This is a genomic window from Streptomyces sp. NPDC031225 (assembly GCF_055570355.1).
Genome location: NZ_JBVIHJ010000026.1, coordinates 64601 through 90643, shown reverse-complemented (window position 1 = coordinate 90643; position 26043 = coordinate 64601). Strand labels below are relative to the sequence as shown.

General features: G+C 67.8%; 17 protein-coding genes. 4 read left to right on the top strand and 13 right to left on the bottom strand.

Going from position 1 to position 26043, the window contains the following annotated elements; genetic code table 11:
• Nucleotides 1-53: 53 nt before the first annotated feature.
• From ACZ48Z_RS35300 to ACZ48Z_RS35270, 7 genes are all read right to left on the bottom strand, one after another.
• Complete coding sequence (locus ACZ48Z_RS35300) at nucleotides 54-881, bottom strand: anti-sigma factor family protein (RefSeq protein WP_468739991.1); 828 nt, start codon at nucleotides 879-881, stop codon at nucleotides 54-56.
• On the bottom strand, nucleotides 881-1402 hold the full coding sequence (locus ACZ48Z_RS35295; protein WP_010039908.1) for a sigma-70 family RNA polymerase sigma factor: 522 nt from the start codon (nucleotides 1400-1402) through the stop codon (nucleotides 881-883). The genes ACZ48Z_RS35300 and ACZ48Z_RS35295 overlap by 1 nt, the downstream gene beginning before the upstream one ends.
• 319 nt (nucleotides 1403-1721) lie before the next feature.
• Entirely contained in the window at nucleotides 1722-2306 is a 585-nt protein-coding gene (locus ACZ48Z_RS35290) for a CGNR zinc finger domain-containing protein (protein WP_468739990.1), read from the bottom strand.
• 186 nt (nucleotides 2307-2492) lie between these two features.
• A complete protein-coding gene (locus ACZ48Z_RS35285) occupies nucleotides 2493-3647 on the bottom strand; it encodes a uroporphyrinogen-III synthase (RefSeq protein WP_468739989.1) in 1155 nt (384 codons plus the stop codon).
• Nucleotides 3648-3745: 98 nt separating this feature from the next.
• The gene (locus tag ACZ48Z_RS35280) at nucleotides 3746-5128 is read right to left on the bottom strand and encodes a nitrate/nitrite transporter (protein WP_468739988.1); all 1383 of its coding nucleotides are present in this window, start codon (nucleotides 5126-5128) and stop codon (nucleotides 3746-3748) included.
• A gap of 208 nt (nucleotides 5129-5336) precedes the next feature.
• On the bottom strand, nucleotides 5337-5741 hold the full coding sequence (locus ACZ48Z_RS35275; RefSeq protein ID WP_468739987.1) for a hypothetical protein: 405 nt from the start codon (nucleotides 5739-5741) through the stop codon (nucleotides 5337-5339).
• Between the two features lie 50 nt (nucleotides 5742-5791).
• Complete coding sequence (locus ACZ48Z_RS35270; protein ID WP_468739986.1) at nucleotides 5792-6259, bottom strand: ATP-binding protein; 468 nt, start codon at nucleotides 6257-6259, stop codon at nucleotides 5792-5794.
• Nucleotides 6260-6486: 227 nt separating this feature from the next.
• Between ACZ48Z_RS35270 and ACZ48Z_RS35265 the strand changes: the two genes are divergently transcribed.
• Complete coding sequence (locus ACZ48Z_RS35265; protein WP_468739985.1) at nucleotides 6487-7341, top strand: helix-turn-helix domain-containing protein; 855 nt, start codon at nucleotides 6487-6489, stop codon at nucleotides 7339-7341.
• 12 nt (nucleotides 7342-7353) lie between these two features.
• The gene (locus ACZ48Z_RS35260) at nucleotides 7354-7551 is read left to right on the top strand and encodes a DUF397 domain-containing protein (RefSeq protein WP_468739984.1); all 198 of its coding nucleotides are present in this window, start codon (nucleotides 7354-7356) and stop codon (nucleotides 7549-7551) included.
• Nucleotides 7552-7587: 36 nt separating this feature from the next.
• Here the strand turns inward: ACZ48Z_RS35260 and ACZ48Z_RS35255 are convergent, their stop codons facing one another.
• Complete coding sequence (locus ACZ48Z_RS35255; protein WP_468739983.1) at nucleotides 7588-8049, bottom strand: DUF1877 family protein; 462 nt, start codon at nucleotides 8047-8049, stop codon at nucleotides 7588-7590.
• Nucleotides 8050-8081: 32 nt separating this feature from the next.
• A complete protein-coding gene (locus ACZ48Z_RS35250; RefSeq protein ID WP_468739982.1) occupies nucleotides 8082-14762 on the bottom strand; it encodes an RHS repeat domain-containing protein in 6681 nt (2226 codons plus the stop codon).
• A gap of 474 nt (nucleotides 14763-15236) precedes the next feature.
• Between ACZ48Z_RS35250 and ACZ48Z_RS35245 the strand changes: the two genes are divergently transcribed.
• Nucleotides 15237-18698 (top strand): DNRLRE domain-containing protein, encoded by a 3462-nt coding sequence (locus ACZ48Z_RS35245; RefSeq protein ID WP_468739981.1) that lies wholly within the window; start codon nucleotides 15237-15239, stop codon nucleotides 18696-18698.
• A 46-nt stretch (nucleotides 18699-18744) separates the two neighbouring features.
• Here the strand turns inward: ACZ48Z_RS35245 and ACZ48Z_RS35240 are convergent, their stop codons facing one another.
• The 4 genes from ACZ48Z_RS35240 to ACZ48Z_RS35225 form a co-directional block, all read right to left on the bottom strand.
• Complete coding sequence (locus tag ACZ48Z_RS35240; protein WP_468739980.1) at nucleotides 18745-19983, bottom strand: acyltransferase family protein; 1239 nt, start codon at nucleotides 19981-19983, stop codon at nucleotides 18745-18747.
• The gene (locus tag ACZ48Z_RS35235; RefSeq protein WP_468739979.1) at nucleotides 19980-22181 is read right to left on the bottom strand and encodes a polysaccharide deacetylase family protein; all 2202 of its coding nucleotides are present in this window, start codon (nucleotides 22179-22181) and stop codon (nucleotides 19980-19982) included. The genes ACZ48Z_RS35240 and ACZ48Z_RS35235 overlap by 4 nt, the downstream gene beginning before the upstream one ends.
• Nucleotides 22181-23335, bottom strand: a complete 1155-nt coding sequence (locus ACZ48Z_RS35230) for a hypothetical protein (RefSeq protein WP_468739978.1) — start codon at nucleotides 23333-23335, stop codon at nucleotides 22181-22183. The genes ACZ48Z_RS35235 and ACZ48Z_RS35230 overlap by 1 nt, the downstream gene beginning before the upstream one ends.
• Before the next feature lie 162 nt (nucleotides 23336-23497).
• Nucleotides 23498-24490, bottom strand: coding sequence for a LysR family transcriptional regulator (locus ACZ48Z_RS35225; RefSeq protein WP_468739977.1), 993 nt, complete (start codon nucleotides 24488-24490; stop codon nucleotides 23498-23500).
• 83 nt (nucleotides 24491-24573) lie between these two features.
• On the opposite strand from ACZ48Z_RS35225, the gene ACZ48Z_RS35220 reads away from it, so the two are divergent.
• Nucleotides 24574-25902 carry an MFS transporter gene (locus ACZ48Z_RS35220; RefSeq protein ID WP_468739976.1) on the top strand — a complete coding sequence of 443 codons (1329 nt, stop codon included), beginning with the start codon at nucleotides 24574-24576 and terminating at the stop codon, nucleotides 25900-25902.
• Nucleotides 25903-26043: the final 141 nt, after the last annotated feature.

Genomic DNA, 26043 nt, shown 5'->3' with positions numbered 1-26043 from the left:
CTGACGTGCTGGGCAGCCGTCAACCGTACGCGAAGGGGGGCCCGGGCGGGAAGTTACGCGTCGACCTCGACCAGCTTCTTGCCGTTGGAGTCGACGACCTCGAAGTGGTCGATGTCGCCCTGTGCCGGGGCGACGGCCCCGCCGATGTAGAGCGGCTTCTTGGACTCCGGGGTCTTGCCGTCCGTGAGGCCGTAGCCCCACTTGCCGACGGACCAGGTGGACGCAGTCCAGCGTTCGCCGTTGTCGGCGACCGCGATGAGGGAGCACTTGAGCGGTCCCTTGACGCCCTTCAGCTCCAGACCGAGCGAGGTGCCCCAGTCCTTCTGCTGCATGGCGACGGTCGCGCTGACCCCGGTCGAGGGGTCGGTGCCGGAGACCTTGTCGGTCATGGACTCGAAGAGTTCCTTCGCGGTACTCGCGAGGACCTGGCCCTGCTTGGGCTGGGTGCCCGAGTCGCCGCCGCTCGCCGCCATCGCGACGAACGGACCGCCGATGATCAGGGCGGCCGCGGCCGCGACCATGTAGAAGCTGCGGCGCCGCTTGTGCGCACGGCGCTCCGCGACCTCGTCCACGAGCTTGTTCACGATGCGTGGGCTGGGCTTCGCGGAGAGCGACTCCCCGATCGCGGGTGTGCCGGAGCCCGGCAGGTCCGCGAGGGCGGCGAGCATCGGCTCCATGCCGGCGAGCTCGTCGAGCTGCTGAGCGCACCATTCGCAGGTCGCGAGGTGGGCCTCGAAGGCGGTCGCCTCGGCGTCGTCGAGGATCCCGAGGGCGTAGGCGCCGACGGTCTCGTGCTCGTTCGGCACCGGAGATCCCATCATGGAACCTGACATACCCGAACCACCTGTACCGAACCCCTGGTTACCCCCGTACACACTCATCACGCCGTCACCCCCCGCTCCTCCAGTGCGAGCTTCATCGACCGCAGGGCGTAGAACACCCGCGAGCGGACGGTGCCGCTGGGTATGCCCAGGGTCTCGGCCGCCTCGTTGACGGTACGCCCCTTGAAGTACGTCTCGACGAGCACCTCCCGGTGGGCCGGGGTCAGGTCGTCGAGCGCGTCCGACAGCGTCATCAACCACAGCGCCTTGTCGATCTCGTCCTCCGCGGGGATGACCTCCAGCGGTGACGGGTCGACCTCCTGCGGCCGGGCCTGCCGGCTGCGGTGTCCGTCGATGACGATGCGCCGGGCGACCGTCACCAGCCAGGGGCGTACCGATCCGGTCGCTCGATTGAGCTGTCCGGCGTTCTTCCAGGCACGGATGAGCGTCTCCTGCACCACGTCCTCGGCTCTCTGGCGGTCTCCCGCAACCAACCGGAGGACATACGCAAGGAGAGGTCCGGCATGCTCCCTGTACAGGGCACGCATCAGCTCCTCATCAGGTTCCGAGGGCTGGGACATGCGATGTCGGGCCCTCGATCCACGTTCATTGGCCACGACAGAATCCTTGCGCACGCCCACCTCCGATGTCCGGGGGTTCCCCCAGTCGGTCGCTCACCAACAGGTACGGAAGGGGGGTGCCGGGTGTTCAAAGTGCTACGACAGTTTTCTTCTGAGTGACGTGACGAGACAGGACATGCGCGCACATTCCCGCCGCGCGATCTTTACATTTCCGCCACATCGGCAAGATCACGACTACGGCCCGTGAGGTTGAGCGAGTAAACGACATGTAATCGAAATCACGTCGACAGGCCCTCCACAGAAGGGACATAACGACCAGTCAGGCGCGGAGGACGGCCGCGCGCCTCCGGTGCCGGGCCACTCTTTCGCGGTTTCCGCACACCTCACTGGAGCACCAGCGCCTCCTGCGCCCCCGTGATGTATCCAGGTACACGATGGTGCAGTTGTCCCCTTCGCACTCTCTGATCCCCAGCCGCGCGACCGGGTCGGTGAGCAGTTCCACGGCGTCCCTGGCGACGGCCCCGAGCAGTGCCGCGCAATCGGGCGGACCGTCCAACTCCCGCACCAGGGCGCCGTCCGCACCGGACACCGCCCGCGGGGCCGGGGGTGCGGCGCGAGCGGCGTCGTTGACGTGGGCGAGCGCGAGGTCGTAGCCGTGCCCGGGACCCTCGCGCACCAACTGTCCGATCCAGCCGCGCAGTTCGCGGAAGCCGACGAGCCAGGAGGGGTCCGCGTGCGTCAGGCCGGTCCCGTCCGGCACCAGCCCCGCACCGACGATCCAGGCGCACAGCACCTGCGTCGAGTCGAGGCGTTCCTCGGGATGGGTGGTCGCGAGGAGGTCGAGACAGATCCGTCCGGCGTCGAAGCGCAGCTCGTACGCGACCGTGGCCGTACCCAGTGCCATGTGCCTGTCACCGCCTAGGGGTGCCGCTTCGGGGCTCCCTCTAACAGTGCCTCCCCGCTCCCGCCGCCGGAACCCCCCGGACCGGGAGCGGTACCTGGATCCAGCCCCTCCGGCGTTTGAGGAGCGGGGGTCCGGGGGCGGAGCCCCCGGAGGACGGGACGGGTAGGGGCGGCGGGGGCGAACCCCTCACACGTCGGAGTACTTCGCGTCCGCCGCCGGGTCCAGCGCCAGCCGGTACCCCCGTTTCACCACCGTCTGGATCAGCTTCGGCGCCCCGAGGGCCGTACGGAGGCGGGCCATGGCCGTCTCCACCGCGTGTTCGTCACGACCGGCACCCGGCAGCGCCCGCAGCAGCTCGGCGCGGGACACCACCCAGCCGGGCCGTCGCGACAGCGACCGCAGCAACGACATCCCCGCGGGCGGTACCGGCCGCAGCGCCCCGTCGACCAGCACCGCGTGCCCCCGGATCTCCACCCGGTGGCCGGCGACGGGCAGCGACCGGGCTCGCCCGGGCAGTTCCTGGCACAGCAGCTGCACGAGCGGTCCGAGCCGGAAGCGCTCCGGCTGCACCGTGTCCACTCCCTGCGCCTGCAAGGGCAGCGCGGTCACCGGCCCGACACACGCGGGCAGCACGTCGTGGTTGAGCGCGGCGAGCAGTTCCGGCAGCAGGCTCCGGTCCTCGGCCCGCGACAGCAGGGACACCGCGGCGGGCGCGCTCGTGAACGTCAGCGCGTCAAGCCCGCGCGAGACGGCCGCGTCCAGCAAACGGTCCAGCGGCGCGAGGTCCTCCGGCGGCATCCACCGGTACACCGGCACCCCCACGACCTCCGCGCCCGCGGCCCTGAGCGCCTCCACGAACCCCGGCAGCGGTTCACCGTGCAGCTGGATGGCGACCCGGCGCCCCTCGACGCCCTCCTCAAGGAGCCGGTCGAGCACCTCGGCCATGGACTCGGACGACGGCGACCAGTCCTCCGTCAGCCCTGCGGCCCGTACGGCCCCCTTGACCTTGGGTCCGCGCGCGAGCAGCTCCACCCCGCCCAGCCGGTCGAGGAGCGGCTCACCGAGCCCCCACCCCTCGGCGGCCTCGATCCAGCCCCGGAAGCCGATGGCGGTCGTGGCGATCACGACGTCGGGCGCCTGATCGATCAGTTCCTTCGTCGCCGCCAGTAGTTCGCTGTCGTCGGAGAGGGGCACGATCCGCAGGGCGGCCGCGTGCAGTACAGCGGCTCCGCGGCGCTGGAGCAGCGCACCGAGTTCGTCGGCCCGGCGCGCGGCTGTGACGCCCACGGTGAACCCCGCGAGGGGGCCGTGTTGCTCTGCTGGCTGCTGTTCGTCGTACATGGCTGTCGTCCCGCAGTCTGTCGTCCGACCTACATGCCGACCGAGCCTGTCAACGGCTCGTGACAGGCTCGGTTCCGCTTCATGTCGTCAGTGTTACGTCACACCTCGGCGTAGCTGAGCTGCGGCTTCGCCTCTGAGGCGGTCGTGGCCTGGCCCTGGGTGGCCGAGCGGCGAAGGTATACGGCCCAGGTGACCAGGAAGCAGGCCGCGTAGAAGGCGAGGAAGGCGACGAACGCGCCGGTTCCGGAGCCGTAGGAGAGGAAGGACTGGCGGAAGGCGAGGTTGATGCCGACGCCGCCGAGTGCGCCGACCGCGCCGATCAGGCCCATGGAGGCACCGGAGAGACGGCGTCCGTAGGCGGCGGCCGCTTCGCCTTCGAGCCCCTTGCCCAGGGCCTTCGTGTGGAAGATGCCGGGGATCATCTTGAAGGTCGAGCCGTTGCCGAGGCCGCTGAGGACGAACAGCACCACGAACGCGACGGTGAACAGTCCGAGCGACTTCGCCATGCTGGCGGCGATGAGGACGCCGGTCGCGGCGCCCATCCCGACGTAGTTCCACAGCGTGATCTTCGCGCCGCCGTACTTGTCGGCCAGCGCGCCGCCCAGGGGACGGATCAGCGAGCCGAGCAGCGGGCCGATGAAGGTGACGTACGCGGCCTCCAGCGGGGTCCGGCCGAACTGGTTGGTCAGCACCTGGCCGAAGGCGAAGCTGTAGCCGATGAAGGAGCCGAACGTGCCGATGTAGAGGAAGGACATGATCCAGGTGTGGCCGTCCCTCGCGGCGTCCTTGGCGGCGCCGGTGTCGTTCTTCACGTTCTCGATGTTGTCCATGAAGAGCGCGGAGAGGACGGCGGCGACGAGGATCAGCGGGATGTAGATCCCGAGCAGCACCCGGGGTCCGCCGCTGGCGCCGATGATCGCGAGGGCGATCAGCTGGATGACCGGGACGCCGATGTTGCCGCCGCCGGCGTTGAGCCCGAGGGCCCACCCCTTCTTACGCAGGGGGAAGAACGCGTTGATGTTCGTCATGGACGACGCGAAGTTGCCGCCACCGATACCGGCCAGCAGGCCGACCAGCAGGAAGGTGTTGAACGAGGTCCCCGGCTTCATCACGGTGAACGCGGCGATGGTGGGGACGAGGAGCAGGCTGGCCGAGATGATCGTCCAGTTCCGCCCGCCGAAGATCGCGACGGCGAAGGTGTAGGGGACGCGGACGACGGCACCGACGAGCGTGACCATCGACGTGAGCAGGAACTTGTCGGCCGGGGTGAGCCCGTACTCCGGGCCCATGAAGAGCACCAGCACGGACCACATGGTCCAGACCGAGAACCCGATGTGCTCGGAGAGAACGGAGAAGAGCAGGTTCCGCTTGGCGACCTTCTCGCCGGTCTCCTTCCAGAAGGTCTCGTCCTCGGGATCCCACTGCTGGATCCAGCGGCCGCCCCTGCTCGGGGGTGCGGGGGCTGTACTAGGGGCTGTCATGACGCCTCCACGGTGCGACGGGGCTCGGTCCTGCTTCGAGTGGCTGATCCCGAAGGTAGGGACGACGCGTTTCCTGCCTGTGGCACAGGGTGACCGGAAAGGAACGTTGCTCTCACCCCGGCGGGGGGCGGGATGAGAGGTCGTGGAGGCTTTGTGTTACGAACAGCTCAGCGCCGTGAGGCGGCGGTGTGAGGCCCGGTCGGCCACTTCACTCGCCGGCGCCCACGGGGTCGTCGTACTCCTCGGCCAGCCGGAGCCCGAGGTCGGACTCCCAGTCCAAGGCCCATCGCCGCAGCTCGGCGATCTCCTCAGGGCCGAGTCCGTGGGCCGCGAACTCCTCGTCACTCACCCATACGACGCTCTCCAGCCGGTCGCGCAGCTCGACGAGGCCGGATTCCCCCTCGTTCCCCGCGCCCGGCTGCTGCAACTGCTGCACCAGCTCCAGCTCGATCACGGAGTAGTAGCGGCACGCCGCACGGACGCCGATCACGTCCTGGGGCAAACCCCGGTCGACGAGGTCACGCATCAGCAGCTTCACGTCTTCGGGATCGAGGACCGCGCCGTGATCCCAGCGGGAGGGCGCTCTCCGGCTTCCGTCCACGTCCTCGGCCACAGCGGCAGTATGCCGGGCTCGGGCCCGTACGACAGTCGCTGCCGGACTTCTCAAGGCGTCCGGCCGCACCGGCCACCCCGGCCCACCTCGAACCACAGCAGCTTCCCGGCACCCCGGTCGAGAAGCCCGTCCCCCAGCGACCAGCCACCCCACGAGTCGGCGAACTCCTGCACGAGGAACAGTCCACGTCCTCCGGCGTCCCCCACCGGGGAGGGTTGCAGCCGATCGCCGGGAGGCTCGGCGAAGGGAGCGGGGATATAGGGGTGGGCGTCCCACACCCCGACCCGTAGCCGCCCCTCCCCGAGCGCCGTCAGCCGCAGGGACGCGGGGCCCTTGGCGTGCCGGTAGGCGTTGGTGACGAGTTCCGACGTCAACAGCTCGACGACGTCGAGGACTTCGGTCATGCCGTGGCCTTTCAACGCGGCCCGCACGGTCGTACGTGCGACTCGTGCGGCTCTCGGGTCATAGGGCAGGCGAAGGGCGTACACCCAGGTGTCGGGCAGGGCTACGGTGACCATCGGATACCTCCGGCGGATGGAAGGGGACCACGACGACTCGCTCAACGGCCGCGCCGGGCGGTGGCAGTGCCTGGGTGGGTGCGCTTCCGGCTTATGGGCGGGGAGTCGGGCGACAAGAAGTACAGTAGGGGTTCACGGGAGATACATCTTCCGAATCGAAGAGATGCACCCGTTGTTACTTCGTGTGGGTTACACGACCGCCGTGCCGCCGCCCGGAAGGACGCGCTTTGCCGCCCACCAGCAACCCCACCCTGCGCCAGCGCCGACTCGGCGCCGAACTGCGCAAACTCCGAGAGCAGGCCGGCTTCACCACGACCGGTGCCGCCTCCCTGTTCGGCGTCAACCAAGGGCGCATCAGCATGATCGAGACTGGCCGCAGCGCTCTCAGCGCCGACCGAGTCCGCGCCATGGCGTCCGCTTACGCCTGCTCCGACGAGGCCCTGATCGACGCCCTGGCCGACATGACGGGGAGACGGACCCTCGATTGGTGGGAGACGTATCGCGATCACCTACCGGCGGCGCTGGTCGACCTGGCCGAACTGGAGCACCACGCAACGGGGTTCCGGGTGGCCCTCGTGATCCACATCCCCGCACTGCTGCAGACCACCGACCATGCCCGAGCCCTCTTCCGGGCAGTCGTACCGCCCATGCGGCAGTACGAGATCGAGCACCGCCTCACCCACCGCATCAAGCGGCAGGGCATCCTGCACAGGGAAGATCCGCCGCCGTACTCGGCATTCATCCACGAGAGCGCCCTGCGCATGGGCTTCGGTGGCCCCGCTGTCGCACGCGGCCAACTCGAGCATCTGCTGGACATGAGCGAACTGGCCCATGTCACAGTCCGGGTGATCCCCTTCGGCGCGAAGTTCTTCCCGAGTACAGGTCAGTCCTTCGACTACGTCGAGGGCGCAGTCCCCCAGCTCGCCACGGTCCAACTGGACACGCACCACGGCGGCTGCGGCTTCCTCGACACGGAGGCCTGGTTGAGCAAGTACCGTGCCGTGCTCGACCATATGGAGACCTGCGCACTCGACACCACTCAGTCACGGGACCTCATCCACCACCTCGTCCAGGACACGTGAAAGGGCCGTACGGTGCAGATCCTCCACTGGCAGAAGTCCAGCTACAGCGGCGACAGTTCGAACTGCGTCGAGATAGCCGCGACCCCCGCGACGGTCCACGTCCGCGACTCAAAGGGCAAGGAAGGCCCGAGCCTGACTTTCCCGTCGTTCGCATGGGCCTCTTTCGCTGCGCACGCAGCGAAAGACAAAATTCACGACCGACACAAATAGCAGGAATATCGAAACCCGAACATCGCGTGAATTCTTTCATCCTTCGTAAATATGCGCCACACACAGACCTTCGCGATCAGCTCGCCGGAACACTTCACGCATCTCTATGAAATATTCGGCCAGGTCTTCCAGATACCCCTGCGGAATAGCACCGCTAATGATCTCGGAGAGCAACTCTGGCGCCTGACTCATCACGCTCTCGACACTCACTGCGGTAAGGAATGAGCTGACTCGCCGCACTTCGGCCACAGAAAGAAAGGTACACACCGTACCGACACGGTCATCGCCAAGGACGCTATCGCCGGAAACGGCGAGACGAGCGATATCTCCCGCACCGGCACTCAGGAGTAGCTTTTCGATAGCCGCTCCCTCCTCGCCTAGATCACAGTAAGTGTCGACGGATTCACTATCAGATTCCAAAGCGCGAAATTTTGCCACTACATTCTCGAACCCGGAGTCGATCTCCGCAGCCTCTAGAGGAAAAATGGAAACGTTCATGCTTGAATTCCGCCTTCCAGGAACGCGCAGGGTCAATAGGCTACCAGAGGGCCAGAGAGCGGAGGAATCAGCGGTGCATTCGAGCCGCCTTCACCGAAGTCAAACGGACCTCTCGACCAGTCATGATTCCCGACGTTCTCATGCCACCAATCCGAGGCACTATTTGTCACCTTCTTGTACCACGGATTCTTCACGTTCACCGGATCATTAACTGGAGGGTTCGGATTTCTGGGCGGAGTGCGATCCACTTTCTTCGCCCTGTATGCGATCACGCCTTCGCTCTTCACTGAAGGGAAGGCGTCCACCCACTCATCCGGCTTGAACAAATTCGGTCCCTTGAGCGGGAACATATTGAAACCGATTTTAACCTTCATTTTATTGGTCTTCTCATTCCCTCGGAGTTGCTCCTGAAGGGCCTTTACGTACTTCTTCACCTCTGCGTCACCGTCGATTTCGGCTTTTCCTCCAAAATTCTTCACATCCCAGACGTAGACAGTGTCATCAGTCCAATAAAGGAGGTCCGCCCAGCCACCTTTCCCCCTCTTCCCCGCCTTGCGGATGTAATTCTCGGGGTTCCGATACCCCATCGTCTGGCCAAGGTCCACCGTAACCTTTCCGCCCCCCTTGGGCTGAAGCAGGCGCAACCAGGCCATGTACATCACGATTGTGGTGTCATGCGCCTTCGTATACTTTTCTTTGATGATGTCGGCGCGCCGCTGCCCGCGCTGCTTCGCGTGTTCGGACTCCTCCTTTACTAGGTCGAGCAGACCGGTCGGGTCGCTGCGCGACACAGGACTGTTGTGGCTGTACGCGTACCCGTTCATCTGAAGCGGGTCCGCGATGTCGAAGATCGGGTCCGCGGAGAGGAAGCGGCCCGAGGCCTGGTCGTACTCGCGCGCCCCGATATGCGTCAGGCCGGAGGCCGTGTCGTCAATACCGACGCCCAAGTAGCTGCGCTTGTTGGGCCAGTTCGACGGCTTCGCTCCACGCACATCGCCGTAGGGCTTGAAATCGCGGCGGTTGACCGTCTGACCACTGGCCAAGTCGACAGACGTGTTCGCCGTGCCGAGGTTGTCGGAGATCAGGACACTGAGCTTGTGGCCCGTCGTCGCGCCGTTGGTCGTCGAGCGGACGACTGTGGGTGCGCCGGCCTGGGCGTAGGAACGCGACGCCTTGGTGATGGTGCCGGTCACATTCGTCGTCAGCTCCGTCTCGCCCAGGTACAGGGTCGAGCCCGAAGCAGAGTTCTCCAAAAGGCGGTTGCCCGCGGCGTCGTAGACGTACGTCGTCTTGTTGCCACCGGCGGTGATCGAGTCGAGCTTGTTCTCCTGCGACCAGACGAGGTTCTGGGTGGCGCCGGACAGGGCCCGGACGGTGTTGTTGCCCGTTGTGTCGTAGATGTAGGAGCTGCCCCTACCCGACGGGTTCGAGCTGACCGTCGTCATCGTGTGCGGCTGCGTCCGGTACGCCGGAGTGGTCGGCGTCGCATCGACCGTCTTGCCGTAGCCGTAGGTGAGGGTGACGTTCTTCGTCGCGTCCGCCGTGTCGTGTTCGGTCATGGTGGCGCGGTTGCCGAGCCAGTCGAAGGTGAACGACTGGCGGTAGGCGGTGGCACCCGTGGAGACGGTCGTGGCGTCCGGAGCGGCGGCCGCAAGCGTCGACTTCAGTGCCGAGTCCGGAGTTGCGGCATCCGTCGACTCGTCGGGGGCATCGGTGACGGGGCCCGAGGACGTCGCGTAGTCAGTGCGATAGCCCCAGGCCGCACCGCTCGCAGCCTTGCAGCCCGTTCCGTCGCCGGCCGGCGCGACATTGGACGTCCAGGCATGCACCAGTTCGCCCAGCACGTCGTAGGTGAAGCACTGGGTGTCCCAGACCTTGTCCGCCGGGTCACCGAGTTGGCGCGCGCTGGAGGTGATCGTCCCGGAGGCGTCGTAGGAGTAGTAGTTGTCCGCGATGCGATGCGGGCCAGCTGTCTCGCGGTCCGTGACCGTGCGTTGGAGGCTGCCGTTGAAGGGGTTGACGAAGTTCGTCGTCCAGACGCGGTAGGGCTGGGATCCGGAGACGGCACGCAGTACCTCGCCGTAAGGCGAGTAGGTGGCGTCGGAGGTGTACCAGGTCTGGCCGGAGGTCGATTCCGGCAGGCCGTCGCCGTTGTAACGGGTGACGACCTTCTCCCGTGCCAGTCCGCCTGCGGCGGGCAGGGTGACGGACAGCGGTTTGCCTGTCGGTGTGTACGTGTAGGTGTACGCGTACGTGCCCGAAAGTCCCGTCGTCATCGAGTTAGCCGGGATGACCGTCTCGCTGCCGGTGACGTTGTACTCGGCGTCGTAACCGGTGACGCGGCTGACGTAGTCACCGGTGTCGGTGTGCCGCTTGGAGGAGAGCGGCTGTCCGATGCCGCCGGGCGCTTCGTCGTAGGTGTACTCCTTGACCGGAGTGGCGGTCGTGGAGCCCTGCCGCACCTTCAGGACGCGTCCGAGGATGTCGTACTCGGTGTAGGTGTGCAGACCGAGCTCACTCCGCACATGGTCGGGGCGGTCGGCCACGTCGTACCAGGTGTCCGTGGTGCCGGTGTCCGGGTCGGTCGCGGATGTCACCCTGCCTCGGGCGTCGTAGGTGTACGTCCAGGCGTTGCCCGCCGGGTCGGTGACTTTGGAGCGGTTGCCCCTCGCGTCGTACTCGTAGGTGGTCAGGCGGCCCGCGTCGGAGCTGCCCTGGGTGTAGTGCTTCAGCATGGTGGGGCGGCCGAGGGCGTCGTAGGCGGTCCAGGTCTTCGGCAGGGTCGAGCCCGCCGGATCCACGAACGTGGAGGAGAGGCCGTACGACGTGTAGGTCGCGTACTTGTACTGGTCGCCCTGGTAGACCTGCGACCGTACTTCCCGTTCCAGGCCGTCGTAGCGGTATTCGGTCCAGGAGGGGAACAACCAGTTCGACTTGGGGGCGAACAGAACCGCCTCGGGTTCGCCCTTCGCCAGATAGCCCCCCGTCTTCTCCTGCACGAGGCCGTGGTCGTCGTACTTGGTGTCCACGATGATGCGGCCGGGGCCATGCGCCTCCGCCTGCTGCTGGACCTCGCGCCCCAGACCGTCGTACAGGGTGATGTTCGCGGCGTAGGAACCGTCGTCCTTCAGAGTCTTGACGGTCACTGCCGCCGGACGGTTCACCTCGCTCGTTGCGATGGCCGCCTGGTAGGCGATCTGCACGTTCGGCGGCTGTCCCGCGCCTGAGCGGGACGGGGACCAGCCCTTCACCAGGCGGCCGAGAGCGTCGTACTCGGTGCGGGTGACACGGCCGTTGGGGTCGGTCACCGTGAGAGGGAGGCCACGCCCCGGGTCGTAGGTCGTGATGGTCTCGTAGTTCTTGGCGTCGTAGGACCTCACTTCGGTGACCGGACCACCCTCGTCAGCCGGGGTGTACTTGGTCTCCGTCGTGCCCTTGCCGGGCGACGTGACGGTACGGACCCTGCCCAGTGGGTCGTACGTGGTCGTGACGACAAAGGAGTACGCCGTACCGGCACCGTCGATCTCGGCCTTCGAGGTGGCCATGCCCCTGGTCGGGGTCGCGCCGTAGGAGAGGCCGTCGTAGGAGAACCGCACGGCCGACTTGAGTTTGGTGGCCGGGTCCGCGGTGTCGTGTGCCGCACACGAAGTGCCCGTGCTGCGTTGCTCCTTCGGCAGCCCGATCAGCCAGGCCGTGGTGTTGTGGAGGTACGACGTCTTGGTGCACGTCTGGTCGGAGAGGGTCTCGGCGGTGCCATTGGGCTCGACGACAGCCGTCTCGATCTGCTCGGGCAGTCCATAAGTGTCATCGACGGTGGTGAGTGTGCGCACAGCGCGCCACCCCGAGTCCAGGGTCTGAATGTCGTCGGTTCGTTTGACACCGGTGCGGTGAGCGAGCAGCGGGTCCGCGGTGGTGCCGTCCTCGTTCTCGCGGGCTCGGGAGGCTGTCTGCTGAGACCACGGGAAGTTGAGGCTGCGGTTGAGAACCTCGCCGTTGGAGTCGCGATAGGTGATGGTCTCCGCGGTCATGCCGGCGTACTGCGGTGCGTCGTCCGCGGCGAGCGTGTAGGCACCGGTGGAGTCCTTCACCGCACCGCCGACGCCCTGGAGATAGCGGGTCACGGAGAGGGACTGGGACGGCGCCTCTCCGACCTCGGAGACGACCGTCTCGCCCTTGGTGACCTTCACCTGCCGGTAGCCGCGCCAGTCGCTGTAGGTGCGCAGAGCGGGGCGGGTGAACTCGTCGTCGTTCTTGGCCCAGGCCGATCCGGAGTATTCGTACTCCGTGGTGACCGGCTTTCCTCGGGAGGTGACCTTGTCCGTCTCGGTCACCTTCTCGACGACGTACTTGTTGAACCAAGCCTTGGCAGGAGTCTTTTCGTCGCCATCGGGAGACCAGCGCACCGGGAAGCAGGTGCCGTTGCTCCTTCCCTTGTCCTCCGTGGGCTCAGTGGCGCAGCCGCCCGTGTACTCGACCTGGATGTCCCCACCGTTCTCCGTGGAGACGGTTCCGATGCGAGGGCGGGTGAAGCCGGGACGCTGGTCGCTCTTATTCTTCAGCACCAGGTTCGGCAGTTGGCGGTCCCGGAGCCGGCCCTGCAGGGGCGAGGAGGAACCGACCGTGTACGGCGCGAAACTCACGCCGTAGTCGGACTGCACGGTGCCAGTCGTGTCTCCGGGCGCGTAGCCGGTGCGGGTGATGGAGTTGAGCCACAGGCCGGGGGCTGTGTCGTACCAGGCCTCGGGGAAGGACTGGCGAAGCGTGTACTTGTCGACCGGACCCATGACCGCCTGGCCCGCGCGAGCCGCCTTCGTCGTGACCGTGTCCAGGCGCATCTGCGTCCAGAAAGACGGAAACGCTTGGCACATCTTTGACGTGGACTTGCAGTTGAGGTTGCCGGGGGTGTCCCACCAAGGACGATAGGCGCCCGGGTCGTCGGTTTTGGCGAAGTTGGCTTCGGTGCAGACCGAGACCGACTTGAGGCAGCGCTGCTTGACGCCGAAGTCCACGGTCGCCGACGGCTTGGTCAGGCCGTCAGGTCGCATGCCGTACTCGATGGACGCCGGGTAGGCGTAACGGTCGTACTGCTCGGGAGACTTGAACTTCTCGCGAACGGCGTAGTAGTTGGACTCCTGCTTCCAGTTGACGATCATCGTGTTGCCGTTGACGTCGACGACCTTGTCCAGGCCCCAGCGCCAAGCCTGCTGCTTGCCGGCGCCGCAGCGGGAGTCGGCGAAGGCCGTGGCGTGGCACGGCTCGCCCTCGTGGTTGCCGAAGACAGGGACGGTGGAGACGGAGTCGGTGGTCGCGTGGCCTCCGCCGACCGTGTTCTGGCCGTAGTAGTACTGGGTGCCGTCGGTGGTGCTGACGACCCAGTACTCGCCGTTGTTGTCGTCGTTCGTGCCACCCACACGGTGTTCGACCCGGGTGCCGTCGTCCTGTTGCGGACGGTAGACCTCGGTGTCCTTGTCGGGGTTGCTGCCGGATGCCGCGTCCCGGACCAGCTCAGTGGTCTTGCCGCCCAGTGACATCACCGCGTTGTACGAAACCCAGCACAGGTCGGAGGTCTTGTCCTTCTTGGCCGTGTTGTTGGGAGTTCCGGCCTTGAGGGTCTTGCGGTCGTCCTGGCAGGCGCGGTAGCGGCGTTCGATGTAGCCGGGGTCGTATGACCAGCCTTCGCCGATCCAGGAGGCCTGGGGAGAGGCTACGGACGTACGACCGTCCACGCTCTGTGAGCTGTATTCGAAAGAGATCGTCGGAGTCGGTCCTGCCGGCGGGTCCGGCACGGTGAGGGGGTAGGACCAGCTGAACGCGCCCGATGACCCACCAGCCGTCCACTTGCCGTCCGAGGAAAGCGGTGTCGCCTTGAAGGTGCCACCACCGCCTGTTCCGGAATCGACAGCGCCGATCACCGCCGTGCCACTGCCCGCGGTGGCGATCGGTGTCGCCTTTCGGTAAGCCGCTTGGATGACACCGGAGTTCGAAGGCTTCACGGACCTTGCCAAGGCAGGTGTCACCGTGCCGTCGGCTGCGGGGTCGACCGTGGCCGTGAGCGATGCCGACGCGGTGTCGTTCGTGGTCTCCAGTTCCTCGTACGCCTGGCACGCTTCGTCGTCCGGCGTGTCCAGATAGCAGTCCGGGAACTGTACGAAGCGGAGGCGGGATGCCCAGTCGGCGCCGTAGAGGTTCTCGAACTTGGTGTAGTCGAGCTTCACAGAGACTGGGACCGCTCCGCCGGCGGGGGCTTCCACGACGATGACGGCACCGTCGGCGCCCTGGCCCAATGCGGTATCGCGCCGCGGAACCATGACCTGCCATATGCCTGTCGGTGCAGACTGACCGACTGCCTGACCGACGCTCACCGGCAAAGTACCGGCAGGTTTCATGCCCACTTGCTGCGCTGCTTGTGCTGAGCTTCGGGCCGAGGCCGACGTAGTGGGCGAATTGAAGTCGACCTGCGCCGATCCGGCGGGTGGCGTGACAGTGCTGGCGGGTGCTTCAAGCCGGTCCTTGGGCACCTTGGCACGCAACGTCGAGCGGTCCAGGCTGAACTCTTCGCCTGGGATCGGCTCTTCCTTCTCAAGCTCCTCCAGGGTGAGCGTCTCCCGCCCGATCTCCGCCTTCGCCGGATCCGGGGGAAGCGCAATGGCCTGTGCGGGCAGCAGTCCGATCAGCAGTGCCGCTGCCGTGACCGGAACAGCAGTGCGTGCCATGCGGCGCTTGCGAGCATGCGAAAGTCGATCGAACACGACCAGGTCCCCCCGGACCACTTGAAGCGGGACCGGTGAAGGACCACGCGTGACGACTTAGCAGAGAACACAGATTCTGTGATCACTCTGTGAAAAAACACCAGATGCGACGGACTGACGTGATGATCGTCACCGTGTGTAATGCATCATTACGCTGCGAATACACTTGAAAACGGGATTTCGCTTTACGCGGGATTGACTTCCCCTTTATCGACCATTGGGGAAATTCAAGAGGATTGCGACATAAGGCTTACTCATGCGGCCAATTTGTCCCACCTCAGCATGATTTACGAGCGAGCGCCTGGGATCGCTCGACACGTTCTCCGGCACAGCGCGCCCGCTCACCGGAGGCAGTGCCGAAGATCTCCACAGGGTGACGACAGTTCCCCCATAGGTCATCATCGGCTGGCCACACGAGGGGGAAGGGGAACCCGCCCGATGACGCACAACCGGCGCCGCCTGCCCGGCCGTCGGGCCGGAGCGGCACTGCTCGCCGCCGCGGTCACCACGACCGGCATCGTCTACGCCGGCTTCCGGCTGTCCGACGACGCGCGCAACGACAGTGCCCGCGGCCGAGGCACTCCGACGGTCACAGAATCCGTCGCGCTCACCCGGGCTGCGAGGACGGGGAAGTCCGTCGAGGTGACCGCGGCTCGCACCGCACGCTCCACCACGTGGGCCCGCCCCGACGGCCAGATGGCGAAGCAGCTGTACTCCTCCCCGATCCGGGCCAAGGTGGACGGCGAGTGGAAGAGGATCGACCCGAACCTGCGGCGCACTGCGCAAGGTTGGGAGCCAAAAGCCACCAACACGCGGATGGTGTTCTCCGCCGGGTCGGAGGAGCGCAGCGAAGAGCGCTCTTCCCGTTCGACCACGCACCGCGTCTCCCTGGTCAAATCCGCCACCGCTGACGCCGGGACGCCGTTGGCCACGCTCCACGTCGGCAACAACGGGGAGCACACGATCCAGCTCACCTGGCCGGGCCCCATACCGACGCCGATCGTCGACGGCAATCGCATCCTGTACCCGGAGATCTTCCCGGGCGGCGACCTGGTGCTGACGGCGGACGACGACGGATTCGGCCAGACCCTCGTGGTGAAGAACCGGCAGGCCGCGTCCGATCCGCACGTTCAGCAGATGACATACGGCCTGCACTCCAACAATCTATCCTTCCGCTTGGATCCGTTGTCAGGGATGCTCAGCGCGGTGAACCTCTCCAACGATGAGGTCGCTGTCTCCCCTACCCCGTTGATGTGGGACAGCAGCGGATCCCCCGCCGTCACCGACGGACAGGTGGGTGCCACGGCCCAACCGACCGAGGCTGAATCGCCGGACCCGACCGACTCACCGACCAACGCGCCCTCGGACACTGCAAGCCCGACAGAGGAAGAAGTCGAGTCCGACGAGCAGAAGGACACCGACGTCGAGGTTCTCCCCTCCGCAAGCGACGGTCCCGGACCCTCTGTTTCGGAGTCTCCCCTGCCCTCTGCGCCGGCCGAGCCGACCCCGGCGCCATCCCAGTCTGGTTCCGGCGCGTCGCTGAGCCTGTCGGCCCTGGACGGCCCTTCACCCGACTCGCGCGGTGATCTGGTGAAAGCCGCTCTGTCCCCGGGCCAGTGGACTCTCAGGCCGGATCAGGACTTCCTCGACGATCCAGCCACGGTCTACCCGGTCTTCATCGACCCCTCGGTGAAGAAGCAGATGCAAAACTGGACCACCGCCTACGACCGCCACCCCAAGGCCACGTTCTACAACGGCAAGGGTTTCAACAAGGGCGGGACGCACGAAGCGCGGGTCGGCTTCGAGTCCGACACGTGGGGTACGTCACGGTCGTTCTTCAACATGACCTTTGGCAAGGACCTCAAGGGCACGAAGATCACAACAGCCACGCTGTACCTGCTGGAGACGTATTCCTGGTCCTGCCAGGCCCGCTCCATGAGCGTGCACCTGACGAGTGAGATCAACGCGCACACGAACTGGGACAACGCTCCCGAACTCCATGACGGCAACAAGCTGAGCACCAAGAGCTTCGCGCACGGTTACAAGTCCGGCTGCCGCGATGCCTTCGAAAAATTCGATGTGCGAAAGGGCGCGCAGAAGCGAGCCGACAAGGGGGCGGACTCGATCACCTTCGGGATGCGGGCACGGGATGAGGACTCCCAGTACGCGTGGAAGAAGTTCGTGGCCGACGGCCCCGAGCACCCACCTGTGCTCGAACTCGTCTACAACCGCAAACCATCGATCGTCACCGACTCCCTGGACCTCGGCCCGGACGGCAAGTGCACCACCACGAAGCCCTATGTCCGCATGGGCTCCGGCGATCTGGCCTTCACCGCCAAGGCCACGGACAAGGACAAGAACCTCGACTACTTCGACTTCGACCTGTGGGAGATGGGGAAGTGGAATGAGACCGGCGATCTGCTGAAGTCGACCGGCAGGATCCAGCTAGGCGGAAACCTCGGCACGGCATTGAGCACCACCGACGGATTCGCCACCAGCAAGCTCAAGAACGGCGCCACATACTCCTGGCGAGTGCAGATCTTCGACGACGCGGGCAGCACCTCGGGCTGGTACCCGAAGACGCCCTGCCGCTTCGTCCTCGACACCGCCGCGCCGCGCCCACCCGTGGTGACGTCCACCGACTTCCCCAACGCGGACGGCAGCCAGAACGGCTTCGGCAGCGGTGGTGAGGACAGCAAGTGGTCCGACAAGAAGTTCGGTACTGCCGGCGCCTTCGACCTGCGCGCCCTGGACAAGGATGTCGTGCGATACGAGTACGGCTACAACTCGCCCAGCTACAGCGGCGTCGTTCCCCGCGTCAACGGCACGGCTACCAGCGTCCACGCCGCCATCGGCGACGCCAAGCCCCCCGCCGCCGGACCCAACGTGCTCTACGTCCGGACCGTCGACGCTGTCGGCAACGTCTCCGAGCCCACCAAGTACTTCTTCTACATCACCCCGCGCGATCAGGCAGACAAGCCCGGCGACTTCACCGGTGACCAGTTCCCCGACATGATGGTCGTCACCGACGAGGGCAACCTCGCGCTGTACCCCTCCGAGGCGACGACAACCGACCCGGACAAGGGCTCGGGTGATCTGAACTACTCGATGCCCGGCGCCTATTGGCCGAACCCCGACAAGGATCCCAACGGCAACGACAGTCTGCCGCCCTACGTCGCCGCCCCGAAGGGCCACTTCAAAGGCGCCCTGATCACCCATAACGGTGACATCTACGGCGGGGACGGCCTCCAGGACCTAGTCGTCCGGGTGGGCGGCAAGCTCTGGGTCTATCCGAGCGACGGCTACGGTGCGGTGAACATCGACAGACGGCAGGAGATCCTTCTGCCGTCGGGCGCCCCGAGTCCTTCGACACTGACCCAGATCATGGCCGCCGGGGACATCACGGGCGACGGCCGTACCGACTTCTTCGCCACGGCCGGCGACTCGTTGTGGGCCTTCACCGGATACCACGGAGCGACAGTCGACCAGGCAGTCCTGCTGGCCGGTGGTTGGACAAACCGTGATCTGGTGACCGTCATGGATGTCAGCGGAGACGGCGTCGCCGACATGGTCTACCGCACCGACTCGTCCGGGCGGCTCCTTCTCCGCAAGGGGATCGCCGCGAGCGGAGGAGGTACCGACCTCAACTCCCTGGCCTCCGCCGCGAACTCCTCGGGCAAGACCGACACCGAGTACGGTGCCTCCGGCTGGTACACCACCGACGTTCCGCTGCTGATGGGGACGCCTGACGCCAACGGTGACGGCATCCCCGACATCTGGGCCGTCGCGGCCAACGGTGGCGTGAAATTCCATGCAGGGAGCAAGACCGTGCTGTCGGGCTCGGGCACGCAGGTCATCAACCCGAACACGTACTGGCCGCTTCGGCTCTCCATCGGATGACTCGGCCGGGCTCCGCTTCCCGCACGGGACGCGGAGCCCGGAGCCGTCAGGATCCGTGTGCCGCGCTCGCCCCACGCCGGACCCGACCCCGGCGCGAACCGTTCGGCCACAAGCGAGGTCGCCTCTTCGCCGCCAGGTCCTCGATCCAGCCGAACGCCAGGATCGCGAGCCCGATCAACGGCCAGACCAGGACGAACATCCACAGCATGTCCGTCGCGTCGAGCGCGGCGACCGCGCGGTCGCTCTGCATGAAGGGCAGGCGGTAGGCGAGGTCGATGATCGGGACCGTGGCCATGATCAGCAGGTTGTGCCAGAGGTAGATCGTGACGGCCCGGTTGTTGGAGAGGGTCACCAGTTTGTCCCAGCGGGCCAGGCGGCCGGGGAGCTCCTGCCAGGAGGGGGAGTACTGGAGGAGGATGACGACGAACCCGAAGGACCAGGCCGCCTGGGCGAGCGGGATGTCGTTCAGGTCCCAGCCGTCGGGGCCCAGATGGCCGGAGGCCCACCACAGGGCGAAGGCCATCACCATGACCGAGCCGGAGACGGCGAGATAGCGCGGGACCTTCGCGAGCACCCCCTCGTGATGTGCGATACCGAGGACCCAGCAGCTGCCGTAGACCGCGAAGTCGGTGACCGCGTTGCCGAGTTCGCCGGGGATGGTCACGAGTCCCGTACCCACCACGGTCGTCAGGGCCAGCGGGGCGAGCAGGGTCGCCCACGGCACCCTGCGGAACGCCCACAGCAGCAGCGGGGACGCCAGTACGAACCAGAGGTACGCGCGGAGGTACCACAGCGGGCCCACCGCCTGGTCCGCCCACGTGCTCTCCAGCAGGTCCGACGGGAAGCCGACCTCCCAGGGGTACGGCGGAGCGCCGATCGGGATGACGTAGTTGACCATCTCCAGCAGGCCCCATGTCCCGCTGTGGTCGGGGTCCTTCGAGAGATTCCAGCCGCCCGCGAACATCAACGGCAGCACCACCGCGCCGAACGCCCACAGCGGCGGCAGGAGTCGGCGGAGCCGGCCCCTGATCACGCTCAGCGCGGGCCGGCTGAGCGAGCGGGCCATCAGCGAGCCCGCCAGCGCGAACATCACGCCCATCGAGGGGAACAGCACGGTCAGCCACGCCCAGCCGAACAGGTGGTAGAGGACCACCCGGACCAGGGCGAGGGAGCGGAGAAGGTCCAGGTAGCGGTCCCGGCCGGGCGCCTTGGGCACGGTGGGCTCACCCGCACGCTGTTCCGGTACGGAGGCGTCCTGCCGACCCGCCGCGTAGTCCTGCGTCATCCGACCGGCCTCCGTTCGTCGCTCTCACTGCCCGCCCGCTGCCGCGGCACCGGTCCGCCCGGCGCCTCGACGACCCCCGTGCGGCGCAGCTTCTGCCAGCGCAGGCGGCCTCCGGTGAGCGCCGTGATCCAGGACTGGAGCAGCACGACGTACATGAGCTGGCGGTAGAGGATCTGCTGCAGCGGCAGCGAGATCAGGTGGGTCATGCGTTCGCGGTCAAGCCGGAACGCGTAGGCGGCGCAGACCACTTGGATCGCGAGGACGCCCAGCCAGGCCACGATCGTCTTCTCGGTCGGGCCGAACACGACGCCGTAGAGGAGGAACACGTCGATCAGGGGAGCCAGCAGGGGCGCCACGACCATGAACAGCGAGACCAGCGGCAGGCCCACGCGGCCGAAGCGGCCTGACGGTCCGCGTTCCACCAGCGCGCGCCGGTGCTTCCAGATCGCCTGCATGGTGCCGTAGGACCATCGGTAGCGCTGGGACCACAACTGCTGCACGGATTCCGGGGCTTCGGTCCAGGCGCGCGCCTTCTCGGCGTACACCACGCGCCAGCCGTCCCGGTGCATGGCCATGGTGATGTCGGTGTCCTCGGCGAGCGTGTCCTCGCTCATGCCGCCGACGCGTTCCAGGGCCGAGCGCCGGAACGCCCCCACCGCGCCCGGAATGGTCGGCATGCAGCGCAGGATGTCGTACATCCGGCGGTCGAGGTTGAAGCCCATCACGTACTCGATGTGCTGCCAGGCGCCGATCAGCGAGTCCCGGTTGCCGACCTTGGCGTTGCCCGCGACGGCGCCGACGCGCGGGTCCCCGAAGGGCTGCACCAGTTCACGGACCGTGGACGGTTCGAAGACCGTGTCGCCGTCCATCATGACGATGATGTCGTGACGGGCGTTCGCCAGACCGCGGTTGAGGGCGGCGGGCTTGCCCGCGTTGAGCTGGCGGACGACCCGGACGTTCGGCAGGCCCAGCGCCTCGACGATCCGGGCGGTGCCGTCGCTCGAACCGTCGTCGATGACGATGATCTCGATCGGCTGCTCGCTCGCCATCAGCGAACGCACGGTGTTCTCGATGCACTTGGCCTCGTTGTACGCCGGGACCAGCACCGACACCGGCTCGGTGACCGGCTCCCCCCAGCGGAAGTCCTTGCGGCGCACCCGGCGGGCGTGGACGCCCGACAGCAGCAGCATGAGCACGAAACGGCCGATGACCAGGGAGCCGATGACGGCGAGACCGGCGACGAGGACGTCGGTGATGTGCTCGGAGGCCTGGACGAGGAAGACCCACGCCCTGCCCTTCCACAGCTCGGGTCCGGCGACCGGGGTGAGCGCGCTGGGTGCGTCGAGGGCCTCGGTGAGGTTGTCGAACGCGTAGCCCCTGCCCTGCATGTCGGGCAGGAACCGGTCGAGCGCCTGGACCGTCTGGTGGCGGTCACCGCCGGAGTCGTGCATCAGCACGATCGCGCCCTTGCCGTTCTTCGGGGTGGCGTTGCGCAGGATCTGCCGGACACCGGGTTTCTGCCAGTCCTCGCTGTCGGTGTTGTTGACGACGGTGACGTAGCCGCGGGAGCCGATGTACTCGGTGACCGGCCAGGACCTGTCGTCCATGGCGTCGGCGAAGGAGGAGTACGGCGGGCGGAACAGCGAGGTGCGGATGCCGGCCGCACCGGCGAGCGCGAGCTGGTTCTGGGAGAGCTCCCAGTCGATGCGCTTCTTCGACTGGAAGGACAGGTCGGGGTGGTTGAAGGTGTGCAGCCCGACCTCGTGGCCCTCGTCGACCATGCGCTGGACCAGGTCCGGATAGCGGGAGGTCATGGTGCCGGTGACGAAGAAGACGGCGTGCGCGTGGTGCTTCTTCAGGACGTCGAGGACCTTGGGGGTCCAGGTCGGGTCGGGGCCGTCGTCGAAGGTCAGGACGATACGGCGGTCCGGCATCTTCAGGCTGGTGGCCCGGCCGCTGCGGGTGTCGATCACCGGGCCGCCGTCGAGGATCTTCTCCGGCACCTTGTCGGTGGCGGCCTCGGCCTGGATGCGGTGGTCGGCGAGGATCTCGCTGTGGACGTAGCCGCGCAGCATCAGCATCGCCATCAGGGCGAGGAGGACGAGCAGCGGCAGCAGGAGGCGCATGGGCAGGCGGCGGCGCCTGGAACCGCCGGGGGCTGCTGGTGCGGCCCCCGGACGGCGGGTGCGGGATGCCATCAGAGGATGTGCTCCGGGGACGGGGCGGGCGGGACGTCGGGCGGGGTGGCGGGAGCGGTGGTGCCGGTGCCCGAGGTCTCCGACGCGATGGGTGAGGGTTCGGCCGGGCCGTCGGCGACCGTCCCGGGCCCGGCGCTGCCGCCGCCCGCGGTCTCGCTCGGGACGACCGAGGGCTCGGGGCTGGGCGTGACGGGCGGCGTCGGGGAGGGGCTGGCCGGCGGGTTGACCGACTGCGTCGGGGTCACCGACGGGACGGTGCTCGCCGACGGGTTGCCGCCGGGCTGGGTCGCGGTCGCCGACGGGGCGGGGGACACCCCCGGCTTCCCTGGGCTCACGGTGGCAACGGGCGCGGGCACGCTGATCCCGGGAGCCGGTGTCGCTCCGGCGCGCGCGGTCGGGGTGATCCCCGGCAGCAGCACACCCACGGGGGCGGAAGGCGGCGCCGACTCCGCGGGCACCGGGCTGGTGTCGACCTTGCCGGCCGGGGTGTCGTCCTTCGGGCCGGTCATCGGCACCCAGGGCGCGTTGGAGTTGCCGGACAGCAGGGTGACGACGATGACGACGGCGTAGACCGCGCAGGCGATGCCCACGGCGAAGCCGATGCGGCGGAACCTGCGGCTGCGGCGCCCCGACTCGTCGACGAAGACCGGGCCGTCGGAGCCCTCGGACCCACTGTCACCCGGTTTGCCCTCGGTGCGGTGGTCGCCGCTTCCCCCGTCGAGCTGGACGGTCACCTCGTCCGGGTCGTGGGTCTGCCCGGCGGTGCCGCCGGACTCCTCGGTGCTGCCGGACTCGTCCCACGGGTCGCGCACGACCGAGCCGCTCCCGACCGGACCGCTCACGACGGACTTACGGCCGGGCGGCTCCGGGAAGCCGCTCGCGCGGTCCGCTCTCGGGGCCCCCGGGAAATCCGGTGCGCCGCCCGTGCCGCCTGCCACGCCCGCGCCGCCCGCGCCGCCCGCGTCCAGAAGCCCCTCGCTCGGGGCTCGGGTTTCGGGGGCTCGTGTCTCGGCGGCCCGGGCCTCCGGGATGCGAGTCGCTCCGGTTTCCGGAAACGTCTGGGTTCCGGCCCCGGTCGCCGGTACGGCCTGGGTGCTTGATGCAGCCTCGGGCCATTCCGGTTGGGCGTCTTCCCGCCACTTCTTCACGCGCATACATCCCCCCACAGGACCGTTCCGGGTGCGCGTACGACCCTCAGTACAACGGTCGAACCGGGCCCCCGCCCAGCCGAAGCGCCCCTTTTATCACATCTTGCTCAAGTCACGAATGTATCGCACGCGAAGGTTGTGTGTTTGCCGCTTGTCAATGGAGGACGGTCATGAGGCACTCATGAGGCGCTCATCGATGGCCGGAATCCATCCGTCAACGGGTCTGCGGAGCCAGTCATGTTCGACGCCGAGTTCGATTGCGGCCCGCCGCAGGGCGTCGAGAGCGGGATGCGTCAGACCCTTGCGCCACACCAGGGACACGGGCGACAGAGGTACCGGGTCGACCAGCGGACGCAGCACGCCGGCAGGCATGTCCGGAAAATCCACCACCACGAGAATCGGGTTCCGGGTCTTCGCCATGATCCGCCGGAACTCCTCGTCGCCGACCGCGAGCGGCACCGGCGGGGCGATCCCGATGCCCCGGCCTTCGAACAGCCGACGAGCGAGATCGGTCCATTCCGGAGTACGCGGATTTCCCGCCCCCGCGTACACGCTCTCGCCCTCCAGGGCGGCGAGGGGCACCCGCTCCAGGGACGCCAGCCGGTGCCCCTCGGGCAGGACGACCGCCATGGGCTCGTATCGCACGGGCTGGTGGTCGAGGCCCGCCCGCAGTGCCGGGTCCAGGCCGGCGAACCGGCCGAAGGACGCGTCGAGGCGGCCGGCCAGCAACTCCCCCGCCGCGCCGGTCAGGCCGCTCTCGTAACGGGCCATCAGCTCCTGGTCGGGGGCGAGTTCGCGGGCCCGGTGCAGCACGCTGCGGCCGGTGACCAGGCCCGGGGAGTTCAGGTCCACCAGCAGCGGCCGGGCCTGGCCGAAGGCGGCGAGCAGTTCGTCCTGGGCGTCCAGGGCGCGTCGGGCGTACGGCACCAGCCGCTCGCCGTCGGCCGTCAGCGTCACCTGGCGGGTCGTCCGCACGAACAGCTCGGTGCCCAGCTCCCGTTCCAGCCGCCGCACGTCCCGGCTGAGCGCCTGCTGGGCGACGTAGAGACGGGCCGCGGCACGCGTGAAGTGGAGTTCGTCGGCGACGGTGAGGAAGGCGCGCAGGAGGCGGGGGTCGAGGTGGTGGGGAGCGGGACCGGAGACCGGAGGGGGCGCGGACATCGGGCGAACTTACAACACAGGTGCGTGAATCGGTGCGGAGAAGGTGTTGGACCGCATGATCGGCTCCGCGCGACGGTGAACGCATGCCGCAACCGCCCGGACAACCGCCCCGACCGCCCCGACCGCTGTTCACGACGACCGCCGACGCCCTCGTCATCGTCGACTTCGGCCCGCGAGGCCGCACGAACCCGCGGGGCCAGAAAAACCCACGCCCCCCGCGCACCCCCGGCCCCTACCGCCGCCTCCTCGCCACCCCGGGCGCCCGCGCCTTCACCGTCGGGAACCTCCTGGCCCGCCTCCCCATGGGGATGTTCAGCGTCAGCGCGGTCGTCATGATCGCCGGGACGCGCGGGTCGTACGCCCTCGCCGGCGCCGTCACCGCGACCGGTCTTGCGGCGACCGCGGTCCTCGCCCCGTGGACCGCGCGGCTCGTCGACCGGCACGGCCAGGCCAGGATCGCCGTACCGGCCACGGCACTCGCCGCGCTGGGCTCGCTCGCGCTGCTGCTGTGCATCCGCCTCGGGGCGCCGGCCTGGACGCTCTTCCTGTCGTACGCCGCCACCGCCACGACCCCCAACCTGGGCGGCATGTCCCGTGCCCGCTGGGCCCATCTCCTCGACGGCGACGAGCAGTTGCTGCATGTGGCGAACTCCTTCGAGCAGGTCGTGGACGAGGCGTGTTTCATGGCGGGCCCGGTGCTCGCGGCCCTGCTGTGCGGGGCGCTGTTCCCGGAGGCGGGCACGCTGGCCGGGGTGGTGCTGCTGGTGACCGGCGTGCTGGTGTTCGCCGCACAGCGTTCGACGGAACCGCCGGTGCGCGGGCGCTCCCCCTCACCGGCCCCCTTCCGCGCCCCCGGCATCCCGCCGCTCCTCGCCGTCTGCCTCGCTCTCGGTGCCGTCTTCGGCTCCATGGAGGTCGTCACCATCGCGTTCGCCGACGCGCAGGGACACCGCTCGGCCGCCGGAGTCGTGCTGGCGCTCCAGGCGGCCGGTTCGTGCGCGGCGGGGCTGGTGTACGGGGCGACGCGGTGGAACGGTTTTGCCGAGGACCGGTACGTGTGGTGCGTCGCGGCCATGACCGCCCTGCTGACGCTGCCCCTGCTGGCCGCCTCCCTCACCGGCTCCCTGCTCGTCCTGGCGGCCACGCTGCTGGTGGCCGGGATGGCGACCGCCCCGACGATGGTCACGGGGATGGCCCTGGTCCAGCGGCGCACCCCGCCCGGCCGCCTGAACGAGGGTCTGACCCTCGCGGTGACCGGCCTGCTCGGCGGGATCGCCTGCGGGAGCGCGGCCGGCGGCTGGACGGTGGAGCACGTGTCGCCGGTGGCGGGCTACGGCGTTCCGGTCACGGCGGCCGCTGCGGCCCTGATGATCGCACTCGTTTCGGCCGGATCGTCGAATCGCTTCGCCTGATCCTGCACAACCCATTGACGGCCTTCGAAGGCGCCACATACGTTCCTGTGTCGAAGCGCTTCGACAGGGGTCGTCGAATCGACTCGAATCGACGACCCCGCGTGGCGGTACGGCCCGAAGCACCATCCGACTCCCCGGAGG